This window comes from Rummeliibacillus pycnus, assembly GCF_050459865.1.
Classification (GTDB): Bacteria; Bacillota; Bacilli; order Bacillales_A; family Planococcaceae; genus Rummeliibacillus; species Rummeliibacillus pycnus_B.
Genome location: NZ_JBCMNM010000102.1, coordinates 1 through 16,809, shown reverse-complemented (window position 1 = coordinate 16,809; position 16,809 = coordinate 1). Strand labels below are relative to the sequence as shown.

Genomic DNA, 16,809 nt, shown 5'->3' with positions numbered 1-16,809 from the left:
GCTATCCCCTTAAAAATTTTAATTTTATTTTCCTTTCGACAAATTTCAACAAGTTCAATTTTATTAGATATTTATAGCCAATTTGCTTCTTTTTACTTAATTATACAATTAGCCGCCTAATTGCTTCTATAAAGCGCTTTATGCTATATTGATATATTTTTTACAATGGACAAATTAGGATTAATAATTGGAAATACTCTTCTCATTTATATAAAAAAAGCTATAGCCAGACTAAAAATGGCTATAGCTTGAAGAACTATAAGTAATTATTGCGGTTGTTTCGATAATTGTTCTTGTAACTTTACGGATAGATATTTACGAGCTTCAGCTGTTGTAATGCACAAATCTGTTTGATGATTTTCAAATCCAAGAACTACTTGAGCACCATCTAAGTTTTCTATTATCGATTCAATCAGATATTGCTTATTTAAGAACGCATCAAGTTGCGTAATTTCAGCAGCTACCTGTACATATTCTGACATATGCTCCCTCCTCTATTGGTGCCCTACTTTTGTTGAGCTATTATGTGCTACTTCAGGTACTAAGGCTGTGTCTTCATCGGGTTCAATTGTCCAGCTATTTCCGATAGTAATACCCAAATATTTCCCATCATCTGGATCTAATATTTCTTGTTGCGGATACTTATTAAACCACCAATATTTTGCAAGAATATAATATAAAATAGCTCCTACGACAAAGCCAATAAGTGACGAATACATAGGAAATAGATTTGCAATAATTCCTCCAATAATCCAGGAGATAAAACCTGCTAAATTAAAACCGCCTAAATATCTAAATTGTCCATTTGCCTCATATAATCCTTGTACATTGACACGACGTTTCCGTAATAGATAATAATCAGCAAATAATATACCAACAATAGATGTTAAGATCCCTCCAATAATAAGAAGGACAGAATTTAGCATTTCAAATAGACTCCATGGCTGTGATAAAGTTCCGATGATGCCCGCAATGACTACCCCCACCCAGAAAGGTACACGTGGACCTCCTATATTGGAGAAGATTGTAGCAGCAGGAATTACGTTTGCTGACGTATTTGTTGACCACTGCGCTAGAACGATCATGAGTAACAAGATAGCTAATATAAAGCCACTTGCTGATTGTTGTAATGCATTAATCGGATCTGCTGATGCTACTGCCATGTAGCACACTCCACCAATTACAATCATAAATGTATTGACAATTGGCATTATGATTAATGAACCAACCAATTGTGTATGATTACGTTTAAACCAGTTCCTTTCATTGGCAGGTGCTTTGAAAAAGCGTGATAAGGTTGGCATATCAGCAGCTAGGGTTGCCCAGAAGCCCATATTCGCCATAACTACAATCATAAACGCTGTAAATGCTGCCATTCCTGTTGTCGGTGATTCGACCCATGTCCAAACATTTTTACCTGACGCCTCTGCTTTATCAGCTAAAGTAATATACATCCAAAGAGAGATTAAGATAATGATTGGAGCTGCTAAATCAGCAAATCGTTCAATTGATTTAATGCCAAGTGAAGTATTAAAGAGTTGCACGGCCGCAAATAGAAGGAAACAAATGAACCAATTATCGAAACCAAATAGAATATTTAATATCCCATTAATGGCAAGCGCACCGAAGTACGTATTGATTCCAAACCAGCATGAAGCTGTAAACCCACGTGCTAGCGAAGGGAGATGAGTCCCAATCGTTCCAAATGGTGCTCGCATATAAACCGGAAAGGAGATACCGTGCTCAACTCCAATATCACCAATGAGCACCATGAATATCCCAATAAGGAGCGATCCAACTAATGTTGCTACAATTAACATAGGCATTGACAAATGTATAATGCCTGCTGCACCAATTGCGAATGCTGCAAGTACGATGGCCATTCCTATCCAAATAACTGAAAATCCAAATGCACTAATCTTTCGTTGATCATGAGTAATCGGCAACAGATCTGGAGACTTTAAATAATCATTGTTATTGCTCATTTTCACTTAACCTCCATATTCGAATAGTCCATTGGCTTTTGAAATGGGTAACCTTTCATCGTAAATAACTACAAATAACTAATTATTTGCAAAAGTTTTAAGCATTGCTTGGCGCTCATTCCATGTCATTGCAGGTATTTTATGAGGCAATTCCTTCATGGTTATTGCTCCATCAACTGGACAAACAATGGAACATAAATTACAACCAACACAGTCTTCTTCACGAACCCTTAGCATTGGTTTACCTGTGCCTACATCCGTATAGCGCTCAATACATTGATGCGATGTGTCTTCGCATGCAATATGACACTTGTTGCAATTAATGCACACATCATTGTTAATATTAGCTACAATTTGATAATTGAGATCTAGATCGCCCCAATCGGAGTATTTCGGAACGGAACGCCCTACTAGATCCATTACAGAAGCAAGTCCTTTTTCATCCAGGTAGTTATTTAATCCATCAATCATATCTTCCACAATGCCAAATCCGTGATGCATTGCTGCTGTACATACTTGCACGCCTGTTGCACCCATAAGCAAGAATTCTGCAGCATCTTGCCAATTTGAAATGCCACCAATACCTGATATAGGAACATTTATATGTTTATTTCTTGCACACTCGCCAACCATATTTAATGCAATCGGTTTGACAGCTGGACCACAGTAACCACCATGTGCACCTTTACCCGCAACATGTGGGATTGTATCCCATGTATTTAAATCGACACCCGCTAAGCTATTAATGGTATTAATCATACTTATAGCATCTGCACCACCTTGGACGGCAGCTTCCGCTGTAACAGTAATGTCTGTTATATTTGGTGTCAATTTGACAATCACAGGTTTTGTCGCTGCTTCTTTAGCCCATGCTGTTTGTTTTTCAACAAGTGCAGGTACTTGCCCAGATGCAGAGCCCATTCCTCGTTCTGCCATCCCATGTGGACATCCAAAATTCAATTCAAAACCATCTACGCCAACAGCTTCTACTCGTTTTACAATCTCATGCCACTTTTCCTGTTTTGGCTCCACCATCAGTGATGCAATAATGGTGTGATTGGGAAATCTCTTTTTTGTTTCATAGATTTCCTTTAAATTTACATCTAACGGTCGATCCGTGATTAATTCAATATTATTAAAGCCTGCAACACGTTGACCATTAAAACTAACAGCAGCAAATCGAGATGATACATTTAAAATAGGATCTCCTAATGTCTTCCAAACAGCACCGCCCCAACCTGCTTCAAAAGCACGCTGGACCTGGTAGCCCGAGTTTGTTGGTGGTGCTGATGCGAGCCAAAATGGATTTGGTGATTCAATACCAGCTAAGTTAATTCGTAAATCTGCCATAATAGTCCCCCCCAAGGAATTACGCGATTTCGGTTATACTTTCTAATTGTCGATGAATTGCGTAAGCACAATCTTTACCTTGTTGTGCAGCTGATACAACGGTTGCATCACCATAACCATTTCCATAGATGACATCACCACATGAGAAGATTTTTGGGTTTGATGTTTGTAATGTTGTTTGATCAACTTTTACAATTCCTCTGTTATGCTCAAGACCAAACTGTTCGATTAAATTTGTATGGCGTGTCTGTCCGATTGCTCGAATAACGGCATCAACTTGAATGATGAAATTTGACTCTTTGATTTCATGGAGGTTCGCTTTGCCATCCACTTCTTCACCTAACTCCATTCTTACACACTCTAATCCAATAACATTGCCTTCATCATCACCGATAATACGTTTAGGTAATGATAGCCAACGGAATTCGACACCTTCTTGCTTGGCAAAATCAAATTCAAACGGATATGCTGTCATTTCTTTTGCTGTGCGACGATAAATAATTTGTACTTGTGCCGCACCTAAGCGAATAGAACATGTCGCTGCATCAATTGCAGTATTACCTGCGCCAATAACGGCAACACTTTTACCAACAAAATCATTTGTGATATCATTCTTCGTACTTTTTACAAATTCAATGGCATCGTACACACCATTCAATGATTCACCTTCAATTCCAAGCATTGGTACTGTATTCATTCCTACAGCAATCAGCACACGATCATAGTTATTTACAATTTCGTCTACTGAAATGTTGTCACCAACTCGATGATTCGTTTTAATTTCGACCCCAAGTTTTTCGACTTGTTCTACTTCCCATTGAACAATATGTTGTGGTAGACGGAATGAGACGATTCCATATTGATTTAAACCACCAGCTTCTGCTTCAGCTTCGTAAATTGTGACATCATAACCTAAACGACGAAGTTCACGTGCTGCAGATAATCCTGCTGGACCACTTCCGATGATAGCAATTTTCTTACCATTGCTTGGTGGTGCTTCAAACAATGAAACCTGATTCTCTCTAGCCCAATCCGTAGCATGTCGTTGTAAATCACCGATTTTAATCGGCTTCTCTGCATGATTGAGTACACAAGCCCCTTCACAAAGCTCTTCTGTTGGGCAAACACGTGCACAACTAGCCCCAACTGGATTTGCATCCATAATCACATGTGCTGAGCCTTTCAAATTTCCTGATGCAATTTTCTTTATAAAACTTGGCACATTGATACTTGTTGGACATGCTTGAATACACGGTGCATCATAGCAAAATAAACATCGATTCGCTTCTTCAAGAGCAGCGTATGGTGTTAAACCGCTATACGCTTCATCAAAATTCTTTTCCAATGAGCTCAACTCTTTCATAGCTAATGCCCCCTGTTTTTTAGGTAGCACTGAAAACTGAAATATAGTACAAAGCCGCTATTACTGAAGTGGAATCATACGCTTTCCCGCAGGAATCTTCGCTGATACCACTTCATCAAAAATAGCAATACAGAATTTTTATTTAAAAAATTCTATCATTTAGACTTTTCAGTGTCCCCTGTTTTTTTGTTGTATTGTATTTTATTTCGTAATAACTGGCTTTTCTTCTTTATTCACTTCACGTCGAATATATTGTCCTCTTCCTAGTTCGCCAACAAACTCTTTGTCTTTAATGACAAATTCACCCCGACTTAGTACACTAACTGGTTCACCTTTTACTTCAAGTCCTTCAAACGCATTATAATCTACGTTCATATGATGTGTTTCTGCTGAAATCACTCGTTCTACATTTGGGTCAAATAAGACGATATCGGCATCTGAACCAATTGCGATAGTTCCCTTTTGCGGGAAAAGACCGAACGTTTTGGCAGCACTTGTTGATACCATATCAACAAATTCATTTAGTGTAATTCTTCCCTTCGCAACCCCTTCTGAATAAAGAACACTCAAGCGATCTTCGATGAAGGGACCACCATTTGGAATTTTAGAGAAATCATCTTTACCAAGTTGTTTTTTGCCGTTAAAACTGAATGAACATTGGTCAGATCCAATGGTTTGTAGCTGTTTTGCTTTTAATGCATTCCAAAGAACTTCTTGGTGCCCTTTTGGTCGAAGTGGTGGTGACCAAACATATTTTGCCCCTTCAAAGTTTGGTTTTTCTAATGCTGTTTGATCTAGTACTAAATACGGAGGACAAGTTTCACCATATACTTGATAGCCTTTTTCACGTGCGCGAATAATTTCATCCACTGCTTCTTTACAAGTTACATGTACGACATATAACTTTGCACCAGCAAGATTCGCTAACTCAATCGCACGTTTTGTCGCTTCCCCTTCCAATTGAGGTGGACGGGTAAGTGCATGGTAAATTGGTTCTTTATGTCCCAATGATTTTGCTTCTTCAACAAGTTCATCGATAACTGATCCATTTTCGCAATGCACCATCACAATGGCATCTTTTTCTTTCCCTACTTTAAATGCTTGGAATAATGTACGGTCTGTTGCTTGAAATTCTTTGGCATAGGCCAAAAATACTTTAACTGAGTTTATACCAGCAACTTCTAATGCTTCTGGAAGTTGATTTAATGTATCTTCTGTTAAATCAGCAATCATTAAGTGGAAACCATAATCAATGACTGCCTTGTCCTTTGCTTTATCATGCCACTTATCTACCGCGTCTAGTAATCTAGCTTCACCAGTCGAAAGGCAGAAATCTAGAATCGTCGTAGTTCCCCCAAAAGCAGCCGCAATAGTGCCTGATTTCCAATCATCATCTGTCACTGTGTTATTAAATGGCATGTCTAAATGTGTGTGTGGATCAATACCACCTGGGAAAACATACTTTCCAGTCGCATCAATGATTTCTGCATCTTCTAAACGAATACCTTGTCCAATTTCTGTAATTTTTCCATCCTCTATTAATAAATCCGCTTCATACTTATCAGCTGCTGTTACAATAGTTCCACCTGTAATAATTTTTTTCATACTGTTTGCTCCCTTACAAAGTTTTCAATTCTTGTTTTGAAATTTTTTGTTGTAAAGCAAGGACCGTACGCAGTAAAACATTTGCTCCTTTAGCACAATCTTCGAAGCTTGTTAACTCTTCCTCACAATGACTTTTCCCATTAACACTTGGTACGAAAATCATAGCAGAAGGAATATAACTTGCCATAAATTGTGCATCATGTCCTGCACCACTATACATACGTTTGTACGAGTAGCTATATTCCTCACATGCATTTTGAACATGGGCACAAATGGATTCATCAAATTCTACTGTATCTCGACTCCATAATTTCTCAAAGGAAACTCGACAGCCATTTTCTTCTTCCGGTAAACCGAAAATAACCTCTTCAACTTCCTTTATCTTTCCAGGATCTTGATGACGCGCTTCTAAAGTAAAGACAACTTTATTTGGAATGACTGTATGAATATTTGGCGTTACGTTGACACGGCCCATTGTAAAGACAAGTTGATCATCAATATCGCTTAATTGTTTTCGCATTTCTGTGATCAAATCTGTTGCTAAAAAGAATGGGTCTTTTCGTAATTTCATTGGTGTTGTTCCTGCATGATTTGATTCACCTTCAATTGTGATTTCATAACATACCATGCCTAGTACGCCTTCAACAACACCAATTTCAAGTTGTTCACTTTCAAGAACAGGACCTTGTTCAATGTGTAACTCTAAGTATGCAAGCGCTTTCTTTAATCGATTCGACTCATCCCCTACATAGCCACTTGCGTCAAGTGCATCTTTAAACATCACTCCGTTCTTATCCTTTGAATGAAGCATTTTTTCCTTATCAAACTTGTTTGCTAAAACACCTGAACTCATCATCGCTGGATCAAATCTTGCTCCTTCTTCGTTCGTAAAGTTCATAATCACAATGGGTGCCTCAAGCTCTTCTTTGTGATCAATTAATGTTTTAACAACTTCAAGTCCGGTTAAAACGCCTAAAACCCCATCAAACCGTCCACCTTTTTCTACTGAGTCAAGATGTGATCCAATGACGATTGGAGGTATGTCCTTTTTACCTTCAAGTTTTGCATACATATTCCCCATATCATCCCACAAAACATCTAACCCTAATTCTTCACAGCACTTACGAAAATAGTTTCTCGCCTGTACATCTTCTTGTGAGAAACAAAGCCTTGTAACACCATTATTAGGAGTTTTACCAAACGAACTAAATTCATTAAGCGTAGCTTCAAGTCTACTTTTGTTACATGTATACATGATATTCCCCCTTAATTTGTTCATTCCCTAATAAGCTTTAAATCACCCAGATGAAGGAATTTTTAGAAAATTTAGATTTATTATAGATGGGTGTATTCTAAACTGTCAATCTATTTCGGGCAATAAATAATATGAGGAAGCTTATGTATATATGATTTTCTTTGTTTAATCATAGAGGATTTTTTGGGACATTAACCTGCATGGAATGGATGATTTTTATGAGAATTCATTAATTCATTTATCATCGGTTACATAAAAACTGTTCTCTTCACGGACAAGCAAAAAAGCTTTCACATTAAATCTTCCGCTCAAGGTTCTTTTTTGCTTATTTTTCTGCATGAAGTGGAATTAGCTTCGCTTTCCGTGGGCGAACTGACGAGCCTCCTCGTGCGAAAACCCTTTGCTCCTGCGGTTACTCGTCGCAGAAAATTCCTTTTGCAAAGCAAAAAGAATTTTCGCTTCCTGCGGGGTCTCGTCTAGTCCGTTTTCCCACAGGAGTCTACGCTAATTCCACTTCAACTAAGATAGCCATACCAGATTTTTATCATAAAAATTTAGGTTTTTTTACTTTTTCAGTGCCCTCCATTATGTTACTCAGGGGCTTTCAGCTCAAGCTTTCCCGTAGATTGCATGAAGGAATTCGAATGGATTTTCGAGGAGTCGCCTTCTTTCGCTCAACAATGAACAAAATTGACCATTATAAAATGTTCGTATATTTTATATGAATTTTACATTATGAAATCGATTCATTTATATATTTTTTTCTTCTGAGCCTTCGATTAGTGTATTGGCGAGAAGCATAAATTCAAGTGTGATTCGGTTATACCCGTTCATAAAATCTTCTCCTAAAATAGCTTCAAGTTTTTTTAATCGATGATAAAGCGTTTGTCGAACGATGAAAAGTTGATTGGCTGTTTCTTGCTTTGAGCCATTTGTCTGTAAGTAAGTTTCTAGTGTTTCCATCAATCGTCCATTATGTTTTTCGTCGTAATCAATGATTGGTTGTAAATAATCTTGGACGACTTCTTTTAAATTCAATTGCATCTGAAGCTTATAGATTAAATGAAATAGGTGTAAATCATCATAAAAATAGGAATTCGTTTTTACTTTTCGGCAAATATATAGTGTGTCTAGTGCAGTTTGATAGCTCTTTGAAATTTCTGAGATACAAGAAACAATTTTCCCCACTGCAAATTGATAGCCCTTTTTTTGTTGTTTCAAGTAAAATTTAGAATCCTTCAATGTTTGGATGATTTTATTTAAATTAGCTCTCGTCATTTGTGATCTTTGTTTATTTAATAAAATAAATGCAATGTAGTTTTTACGTTCAAGTAAAAAAGGAATAAATCCATTCCGTTCAAATAAATTACGATAATATAGTTTACTATACACGATGTCTTCATGAGATTTATGCATTGCATGAGGTGATGCTAAAACAAATACTGTTCCACCATTATTTTCATAATTTGCCTGATGCGAAAGCACATATTTGTAAATCTCTTCTTTTGTCAGCTTGTCGTCAATCCAGTAACTTAATGTTTCGGCATCTTCAATATCACGCTTTTCCTCAATATAGAATGCACGCATTAAAATTTGAGCGAGCGCTGTTGTTGTTCGATCAAAAATTAACATCTCAAATTCTGTAAATACGCCATTTTCTTTATAAATCATCAAATCTGCATAATGTTGATCAAGTATGAAAATTGGTTGTTGTTTTATACGATGTTTATTTTCCTCTACTTCAAGTCGATTTATATAATCTAGACGTCTTTTCTGTGTCATATTGGGATAAAATATCGGTTCTCTTCCCTCAATATTCAAGTAAATTTGACTGTTTATATGGAGATGCATATTTTTTAAAATACCATCAATATTTTGATCACTTAATGCACTTTTATTAAGTTGCTGTGAATAGGCTTCAAGTGTAGAGATCATTAAGTACTGCTGATTCATTATTAAACTATGTAAATTCTGTGTAATACTAACGAAAGATACTACTTCGCGAAAAACAATTATTGGAAAATCATGCGCATTAGCTAATTCAATAACTTCTTCAGGTATGGATTGAATGTATTTTCCATATTCGATACATAATCCGGCACAATTAGATTCAATAAGTGAGTTTACAAATAGTTGAAATTGTTGAATACTCTCTTTTAGACTAATCCCTGTTGTTAATATTAATTCATTACCAGCTAATAAATTTTCAATTTGAACAACTTCGACAACATGAACCCATTTAATCATCCTTTGCATTCCATTTTCCCCAGCAACTACTTCTGCATAATTAAAAAGTGGACTTTTCATAACATCCTTAACTTGCATTGTATATTGATTCATTCGAAATCCTCCAATCATAAAATAATTCCTACGACATCAGAGCACTTTCTAAATCCCTATTATTCTAAAAAAAATCATTTTTTTCTAGTTTATATTATCTTCACTCTTTTTACGATTAGTAAAACTTCAGCATCTTTTATTTAACGTTTTGTCTATTCGTCTAGCATTGGAAAATTGATAGACTTAAATAGAATAATAATTCCAAAAACAGTAATCGGAAGAGGTGCTTTAAGATGACAGTAGAACAAAAAGTAAAAACATTAGTTCATTTTATTAATGGTGAAGAGGTAAATGGCACAAGCGCTCGATATTCTGATGTCTTTAATCCTTCAACAGGCGAAGTGATTGCACAAGTTCCACTTGCCTCAAAAGAAGAAGTTCAAAATGCTATTGAACTTGCTAAAAAAGCTTTTCCTGGTTGGAAAAAAACTTCCATTGGAAAGCGTGTAGAAGTTTTACACCGTTTCCGTCAATTATTAGTTGAAAGACAAGAAAATTTGATTGATGTGATTTGTGAAGAAAGCGGGAAAACCAGAGAAGATGCAAAAGGTGAAATTGTCCGTGGTATTGAATCCGTTGATATGGCGATTGCTGCTCCACAAATGTTAAAAGGTGAGTATTCCGTTAACGTTGGTGGCAATATTAACGCCTTTTCTGCAAAATCACCACTTGGCGTTGTAGCTTGTATCGCACCATTTAATTTCCCTGTCATGGTACCTCTTGCAATCACAAGCATGGCTGTTGCAGTTGGTAATGCAGTGATTTTAAAACCTTCTGAACGCGTGCCAATTTCTGCGTTGTACATCAGCAATTTATGGAAAGAAGCTGGCTTACCAGATGGTATTTGGACAGTAATTAATGGTGATAAAGATGCTGTAAATGAACTGTTAGAAAACGAAACTATTCAAGCTATTTCATTTGTTGGTTCTACACCAGTTGCTGAGTATATTTACCAAACGGGTACCAAAAACAATAAACGTGTAGCTGCATTTGGTGGCGGTAAAAACTTCATGATTGTAATGCCAGATGCTAACCTTGAACAAACTGCAAATGCATTCCTTGGTGCCGCTTATGGTGCCGCTTCTCAACGCTGCATGGCGATTTCTGGTGCCATTGCAGTTGGTACAGAAACAGAAAAAAAATTCATAGAAATCTTAAAAGAAAAAATAGCTAACTTAAAAGTTGGACCTCATACAGATCCTGCTGTTGACTTTGGTCCAGTTATTACAAAACAATCAAAAGAAAACATTATTAAACATATCGACTTGGCTCTTGAAGAAGGTGCTAGCATCGCGGTTGATGGCCGTACACCAAGTATTTGTGAAAAATCAAACGGTTTTTACTTAGGCCCAACTCTTTTACATGATGTAAAGCCAGAAATGACGATTTTCAAAGAAGAAGTATTTGGACCTGCTCGGATCGTTGTTGGCGTAGAAACATTACAACAAGCAATTGACCTCATTAATGATCATGAACTAGGTAACGGTGTAACAATTTTCACAAACAGTGGCCCTGCTGCACGTAAATTCCAAGAAGAAATCGAAGTTGGAATGGTTGGTGTCAATGTGCCAATCCCAATTCCAGTTGGCTACCACAATTTTGGTGGTTGGAAACGTTCTAAATTTGGTGAAGGTCATATGTTTGGTCCTGACCAAGCTCGATTCTTCACAAAAGCGAAAACTATTTCAGAAAGATGGCCAGACGAAACGGAAGATACAACAACTTCATTTGCCTTCCCTAGTAATGATGAACTGAAATCAAATAAATAAAGTATCCATTTTTTTGAATTCAATAATTAAAGGAGTGAATAGTTGTGGTAAAAACAAATATGAATAATGAAATGTTAGAAAAAGATGAGCAATTTGTTTGGCATTCTATGAAGCCATACAACCCTCAAGCAACTTATGTTGTCAATGATTCATATGGTGCAACTGTAGTAGATACAGATGGTAATCAATTTATTGATGCAATGGCTGGTTTATGGTGTGTCAATGTTGGATATGGTCGTGAAGAAATTGCTAAAGCTGCCTATGATCAAATGTTAAAAAATCCATATACTCCACTTTCACAAGGGCATGTTCCTGCAGTAGAACTCGCAGAGAAAATAAACGACATGCTTGGAGGTGGCTATGTCGTATTCTTCTCAAATAGTGGTTCGGAAGCCAATGAAGCTGCATTTAAAATTGCTCGACAATATCATCAGCAAAAAGGTGAACATTCTCGCTATAAAATTATTTCACGTTATCGTGCCTACCACGGCAGCTCAATGGGGTCATTAGCTGCAACAGGTCAGGCAGAGCGTAAATATAAATATGAACCTCTTGCACCGGGCTTTATCCATGTTGCTCCTCCTGATATGTATCGCCAGCCAGAAGATCCATCCATTCCTCCAGAACAATTAGTTAGTGTTCAGGCAGTGGATCAAACGATGACATGGGAACACAGTGGTACAATTGCTGCAATGATTTTAGAACCTATTATTACAGGTGGTGGTGTTATTATGCCACCGGACAATTATTTAAAAGGTATTCAAGAAGTATGTAAAAAACATGGAGCATTAATGATAGTCGATGAAGTTATTTGTGGCTTCGGCCGTACAGGTAAGCCATTCGGATTTATGAATTACGATGTTCAACCAGACATTGTAACGATGGCTAAAGGACTTACAAGTGCTTATTTACCACTTTCTGCAACTGCTGTAAAACGTGAAATTTTCGAAGCTTTTACAGGCACTGATGCATATGACTATTTCCGTCATGTCAATACATTCGGTGGTTCCCCTGTGTCATGTGCAGTAGCACTTAAAAATATTGAAATTTTCGAGCGTGAAGGACTATTTGAACGCTCTGCATTAAAAGGTGCTGAAGTTCTCGCAACACTACAAGAAAAACTTGATAAACATCCAAATGTCGGCAACATTCGTGGCAAAGGCCTATTAATCGGTATTGAACTCGTAGCAGATATAGCTACAAAACAACCACTAGCAATCGAAAAAATAAATGCTATTATTGCTGATTGCAAGAAAAATGGTGTGTTGGTTGGGAAGAATGGTGCAACAGTAGCAGGCTTTAATAATGTGTTAACTCTTTCTCCACCATTAAATATCTCACAGGAAGATCTTGAAAAGGTTTTAACTACCGTGGTGAATAGTATTCGAAACATTGATTCATTGTAAAAAACCAATTATTTTTCGAGTTTCTTCTATTATATTTATTAAGTGACGACATTTAATAATAATTAATGTAACGAATGAAAATTGCCCCTTCCATATTTACTTTGGATGGGGCAATTATTTTGTATACTTTTTGTTTATTTAATTGATTAATGGTACCGTTTGAATTCTCAAATCACCGACTCAGCTACGACAACAATTTTCTGAAATTTCAAATTTCCCTGGCAATAATTTTACTTTATTTATATCTAGAATTTAGAGTTTCTAATAAAAAATAATTACATTTGAAATTATTTACTTTCTACTTATATTTTTGTAAAATCTTAATAACATAAAGGAGAAGATGATGATGATTTTAAAGAAAAAAGCGTTCATAGAGGAGCTAAATGGCGTTCAAAGTATTAATGGTACAGTATCTTTTCAAGGAGTTAATTTGAATGTATTTTGTTATGTCACGGATGGGGTACTTATTGATACAGGTGGTGAGAGCTTACATAAACAGTTTGCACCTTTTCTACTTGAACAGGATTATGATCAAGCTTGGATTACACATCATCATGAGGATCATACTGGCGGTGCAGCTTTTATACAGAAAACTCGTAACATTCCAGTATATATTCATAACATGTCGATAGAGGAAGTTTTGGGTAAGGCTGATTATCCTATATATCGTCAACTTTTTTGGGGTAGACGAAAATCATTTAAAGCTCTTCCGCTTTCAAATACAATGAAATCACGAAATGCAAATTGGGAAATGATTGAAACACCTGGCCATTCGGATGATCATCTCGCCTTTTTAAATCAACAAACCGGTCAACTTTTCACTGGTGATTTATATGTCAATCCCAAAACAAAAGTGACAATGCAATCTGAAAGTATTCCAACTATAATTGAATCCTTGAAAACTGTATTAACATATCAGTTTGGCGACGTTTTTTGTCAACATGCTGGACTAGTCTCGAACGGTCGTGAAATGATCATACACAAGAAGGAATATTTAGAGGAGATACAATATCAGGTTTTAAAGCTTCATAGCGAAGGGTATTCAAAAAAGGAAATTCAATTATCACTTTTCCCTAAAAAATATCCAATTACCCTTTTTTCTTCTGGCGATTGGGATTCAATTCATATTGTTGAATCGGTTCTATTTGAGGGAAATTAAAACGATTCCTTTTGAGGAATCGTTTATTTGTCAGAATGACGTCCTAAACTTTTTCAAAACCAAAAATCTTTCGATATTCTTCATATTTTTCTATCCACAATTCATCATTTACTTTTTCACCAGTTTCTTCAGCAAGATGGCGAATTTTTTCGATACAAACATACCAACCTGCTAGATCCTTTGGTGTATGTTCAACAATGTCTTTTAATGATTCAAAAAAAACGAATTCAGTTTCATGATTTTTTGATGTGAGCTGAATATGTACTGTATTGCTAGCCCATTCAAATGCGATTAACTGCTTGTCCTCTTTTTGAAAAACGTTTAGCTTCATATCTAAATTTCCATCGAACCAACGATAATAACCAAGTCCTTCGTTTTCATGATAGCTCATTTCAGGGAACCATTTCTTAATTTCATCATTATTTGTTAATACATTCCAAACTTTTTCAGATGTAGCTTTCATTGTTTGTTTGATTTCAAATTTTAAAATTTCCAATCGCTCATCCCTCCTGCTTTCTCTCACGTTAACCTTATCCTACTTGAAAAAATATGTAATAACAAACATTTCATGTGACAAATCAATTTTATTCTTAGTAAATCCATAAGTTTTCGATACTTTAATCCTCAAATATTGTTATAATAATAAAAAACATATTAAAGGAAGGTTTCAAATGACGAAGAAAATCTATGTTTTGCATGAAAATAATGAATGGACAAACCATCTTGAGAAACGTTTGGAAGAGCTTAATTTACCCTATGAAACTTGGCATTTAGATGCAGGTACAGTCAATCTATCCGAAGAACCTCCAGAAGGAATTTTCTATAATCGTATGAGTGCTTCATCTCATACACGTGATCATAGATATGCACCAGAGCTAACAGGTGCCGTAATTGATTGGTTAGAATTTTACGGACGTAAAGTGTTAAATGGTAGTAATGCCCTTCGTTTAGAGTTAAGTAAAGTAAAACAATATACACAACTTGAACAATTTGGCATTCAAACACCTAAAACTGTGGTAGCAGTTGGAAAGGAAAATATTTTAACAGCTGCAAAGTCACTAAATATAACACCATTTATTACGAAGCATAATCGCGCTGGTAAAGGTCTTGGTGTGCAATTATTTTACTCACTTCAAGCGTTAGAGGAATATGTAAATGGTACTAGCTATGAAGAACCAGTTGATGGTATTACTTTGATCCAACAATATATCAAATCTCCTGAATCATTTATCACTCGCGTTGAATTTGTGGGTGGCAAAAATATTTACTCTGTACGTGTAGATACATCTGAAGGTTTTGAACTTTGCCCAGCGGATGCTTGTCAGATTGGTGACCTATTTTGCCCAGCAGGTGAACAGCCACAAATGCGAGCAAAATTCGAAATCGTTGAAAATCCTCGTAAAGAACTTATCGAAAAATACGGAAAGTTCCTTACGTCAAATGGAATTGAGGTTGCTGGCATCGAATTTATAGTGGATGAAAATGGTACGGCTTATACGTACGATGTAAATACAAATACAAATTACAATAGCGATGCTGAAGCTAATGCGCAAAAATTCGGTATGCTTGAGCTTGCAAAATTACTTGGTCGCGAATTAGAAAAGTTATAATAACCTAAAAATAAGGTGTCGTGCAAAAAAAACGCATGACACCTTATTTTATATTTAACGATTTTTTTCAATTACTCCACATGCAATTCTTCCTCCTGAATTTCCACTTGGATCCGTTTTGTAATCATCTTTGTCTGCATGTACGATAAAAGTACTACCGTTTGAGTCAAAAAGTGAGTTAGCTACCCCTGTTTTTAAAGAAAAGGCTTTAGTCGTAAATTCAACATCTACTGTTCCATCATTTTCCACTCGAATATTCGGTAAATCTCCTAAATGATAGCCCTTTGGATTATAATAACCATGCTGTTTTTGAGTTGGATTAAAGTGAGCTCCAGCCGATTCAAATTTCGGCTTTTCACAAATCCCGGCTTCATGTATATGGATACCATGCTCACCAGGTGTTAAATCATGTAGCTTCAAACTAATTTTCACACCATTTTCATCTTCAGATAAATTCGCTGTTCCTACATCTTTACCATCAGAATTTATAAATTTCGCAGTAGCACTTGTACTCTTTTCACCATTTACTGGTGTCATTGTTTTTTTCTCATTTGATAAACTACAGCCTGCTACTAATAATATTGTCGATACTATTAAAATGAACCTTTTCATCTAACAACACTCCTTTCTGTCAGAATGTGCAAAAATACAATCGTTTAATCCAATTTCTTAGAATTTGGAGATGATAATAAATAATGAATATTATGATGGGATTTTTGCATAGATTAAAAGGTTAAATATTTCAAAATTCAGCTTTATTTAAATCAAATATTCTTTTGAATCAATTTCATATATCCTAAATACTAAACAATTTAACACAATACCTTTTTATGGATGTTACGCTTCAGACGGCGCTTTCCACGGGATTGGCTTCAACCCCCTCGTCACTACATTACATTTTAGGTACTGAAAAAGTGTTTAAACAAATATTAATAGTATTATGTCTGATGCATGATGTGGAATTAGC

At 36.1% G+C, this 16,809-nt stretch carries 13 protein-coding genes; 4 read left to right on the top strand and 9 right to left on the bottom strand.

All coding sequences use genetic code 11. From position 1 onward, the window contains the following. Positions 1-266: 266 nt before the first annotated feature. The 7 genes from ABE048_RS18120 to ABE048_RS18090 all read right to left on the bottom strand — a co-directional run bounded on the left by ABE048_RS18120 (position 267) and on the right by ABE048_RS18090 (position 9,898). On the bottom strand, positions 267-482 hold the full coding sequence (locus ABE048_RS18120; RefSeq protein WP_430312670.1) for a hypothetical protein: 216 nt from the start codon (positions 480-482) through the stop codon (positions 267-269). A 12-nt stretch (positions 483-494) separates the two neighbouring features. Continuing rightward, entirely contained in the window at positions 495-1,985 is a 1,491-nt protein-coding gene (locus tag ABE048_RS18115) for an NCS1 family transporter (protein WP_430312669.1), read from the bottom strand. Between the two features lie 78 nt (positions 1,986-2,063). Continuing rightward, positions 2,064-3,335 (bottom strand): NAD-dependent dihydropyrimidine dehydrogenase subunit PreA, encoded by a 1,272-nt coding sequence (gene preA / locus ABE048_RS18110; protein WP_430312667.1) that lies wholly within the window; start codon positions 3,333-3,335, stop codon positions 2,064-2,066. A 19-nt stretch (positions 3,336-3,354) separates the two neighbouring features. Further along, positions 3,355-4,698, bottom strand: a complete 1,344-nt coding sequence (locus ABE048_RS18105) for an NAD(P)-dependent oxidoreductase (protein ID WP_430312666.1) — start codon at positions 4,696-4,698, stop codon at positions 3,355-3,357. Positions 4,699-4,899: 201 nt separating this feature from the next. Beyond that, positions 4,900-6,303 (bottom strand): dihydropyrimidinase, encoded by a 1,404-nt coding sequence (gene hydA, locus ABE048_RS18100; RefSeq protein WP_430312665.1) that lies wholly within the window; start codon positions 6,301-6,303, stop codon positions 4,900-4,902. 13 nt (positions 6,304-6,316) lie between these two features. Then, a complete protein-coding gene (locus ABE048_RS18095) occupies positions 6,317-7,558 on the bottom strand; it encodes a Zn-dependent hydrolase (protein WP_430312664.1) in 1,242 nt (413 codons plus the stop codon). Positions 7,559-8,308: 750 nt separating this feature from the next. Next, on the bottom strand, positions 8,309-9,898 hold the full coding sequence (locus ABE048_RS18090; protein ID WP_430312663.1) for a PucR family transcriptional regulator: 1,590 nt from the start codon (positions 9,896-9,898) through the stop codon (positions 8,309-8,311). A 233-nt stretch (positions 9,899-10,131) separates the two neighbouring features. Between ABE048_RS18090 and ABE048_RS18085 the strand changes: the two genes are divergently transcribed. From ABE048_RS18085 to ABE048_RS18075, 3 genes are all read left to right on the top strand, one after another. Further along, positions 10,132-11,667 carry a CoA-acylating methylmalonate-semialdehyde dehydrogenase gene (locus tag ABE048_RS18085; protein ID WP_430312662.1) on the top strand — a complete coding sequence of 512 codons (1,536 nt, stop codon included), beginning with the start codon at positions 10,132-10,134 and terminating at the stop codon, positions 11,665-11,667. Positions 11,668-11,726: 59 nt separating this feature from the next. After that, the gene (locus ABE048_RS18080; protein WP_430312707.1) at positions 11,727-13,073 is read left to right on the top strand and encodes an aspartate aminotransferase family protein; all 1,347 of its coding nucleotides are present in this window, start codon (positions 11,727-11,729) and stop codon (positions 13,071-13,073) included. Between the two features lie 346 nt (positions 13,074-13,419). Further along, positions 13,420-14,232: an MBL fold metallo-hydrolase gene (locus ABE048_RS18075; RefSeq protein WP_430312661.1), complete on the top strand. Its 813-nt coding sequence runs from the start codon at positions 13,420-13,422 to the stop codon at positions 14,230-14,232. A gap of 43 nt (positions 14,233-14,275) precedes the next feature. Here the strand turns inward: ABE048_RS18075 and ABE048_RS18070 are convergent, their stop codons facing one another. Next, a complete protein-coding gene (locus ABE048_RS18070) occupies positions 14,276-14,728 on the bottom strand; it encodes an SRPBCC domain-containing protein (protein ID WP_430312660.1) in 453 nt (150 codons plus the stop codon). A gap of 175 nt (positions 14,729-14,903) precedes the next feature. Here ABE048_RS18070 and ABE048_RS18065 point away from each other — a divergent pair, with 175 nt between their 5' ends. Then, on the top strand, positions 14,904-15,842 hold the full coding sequence (locus tag ABE048_RS18065; RefSeq protein WP_430312659.1) for an ATP-grasp domain-containing protein: 939 nt from the start codon (positions 14,904-14,906) through the stop codon (positions 15,840-15,842). 54 nt (positions 15,843-15,896) lie between these two features. Here the strand turns inward: ABE048_RS18065 and ABE048_RS18060 are convergent, their stop codons facing one another. Further along, positions 15,897-16,454: a superoxide dismutase family protein gene (locus ABE048_RS18060; RefSeq protein WP_430312658.1), complete on the bottom strand. Its 558-nt coding sequence runs from the start codon at positions 16,452-16,454 to the stop codon at positions 15,897-15,899. Between the last annotated feature and the right edge of the window lie 355 nt (positions 16,455-16,809).

What these genes read in the sequence shown, in the direction of transcription:
- ABE048_RS18075 (WP_430312661.1), top strand. Translation starts at nt 13,420, where the DNA reads ATGATTTTAAAGAAAAAAGCGTTCATAGAGGAGCTAAATGGCGTTCAA.
- preA (WP_430312667.1), bottom strand. Translation starts at nt 3,335, where the DNA reads ATGGCAGATTTACGAATTAACTTAGCTGGTATTGAATCACCAAATCCA.
- ABE048_RS18080 (WP_430312707.1), top strand. Translation starts at nt 11,727, where the DNA reads ATGAATAATGAAATGTTAGAAAAAGATGAGCAATTTGTTTGGCATTCT.
- ABE048_RS18060 (WP_430312658.1), bottom strand. Translation starts at nt 16,454, where the DNA reads ATGAAAAGGTTCATTTTAATAGTATCGACAATATTATTAGTAGCAGGC.
- ABE048_RS18120 (WP_430312670.1), bottom strand. Translation starts at nt 482, where the DNA reads ATGTCAGAATATGTACAGGTAGCTGCTGAAATTACGCAACTTGATGCG.
- ABE048_RS18085 (WP_430312662.1), top strand. Translation starts at nt 10,132, where the DNA reads ATGACAGTAGAACAAAAAGTAAAAACATTAGTTCATTTTATTAATGGT.
- ABE048_RS18065 (WP_430312659.1), top strand. Translation starts at nt 14,904, where the DNA reads ATGACGAAGAAAATCTATGTTTTGCATGAAAATAATGAATGGACAAAC.
- ABE048_RS18095 (WP_430312664.1), bottom strand. Translation starts at nt 7,558, where the DNA reads ATGTATACATGTAACAAAAGTAGACTTGAAGCTACGCTTAATGAATTT.
- ABE048_RS18105 (WP_430312666.1), bottom strand. Translation starts at nt 4,698, where the DNA reads ATGAAAGAGTTGAGCTCATTGGAAAAGAATTTTGATGAAGCGTATAGC.
- ABE048_RS18090 (WP_430312663.1), bottom strand. Translation starts at nt 9,898, where the DNA reads ATGAATCAATATACAATGCAAGTTAAGGATGTTATGAAAAGTCCACTT.
- hydA (WP_430312665.1), bottom strand. Translation starts at nt 6,303, where the DNA reads ATGAAAAAAATTATTACAGGTGGAACTATTGTAACAGCAGCTGATAAG.
- ABE048_RS18115 (WP_430312669.1), bottom strand. Translation starts at nt 1,985, where the DNA reads ATGAGCAATAACAATGATTATTTAAAGTCTCCAGATCTGTTGCCGATT.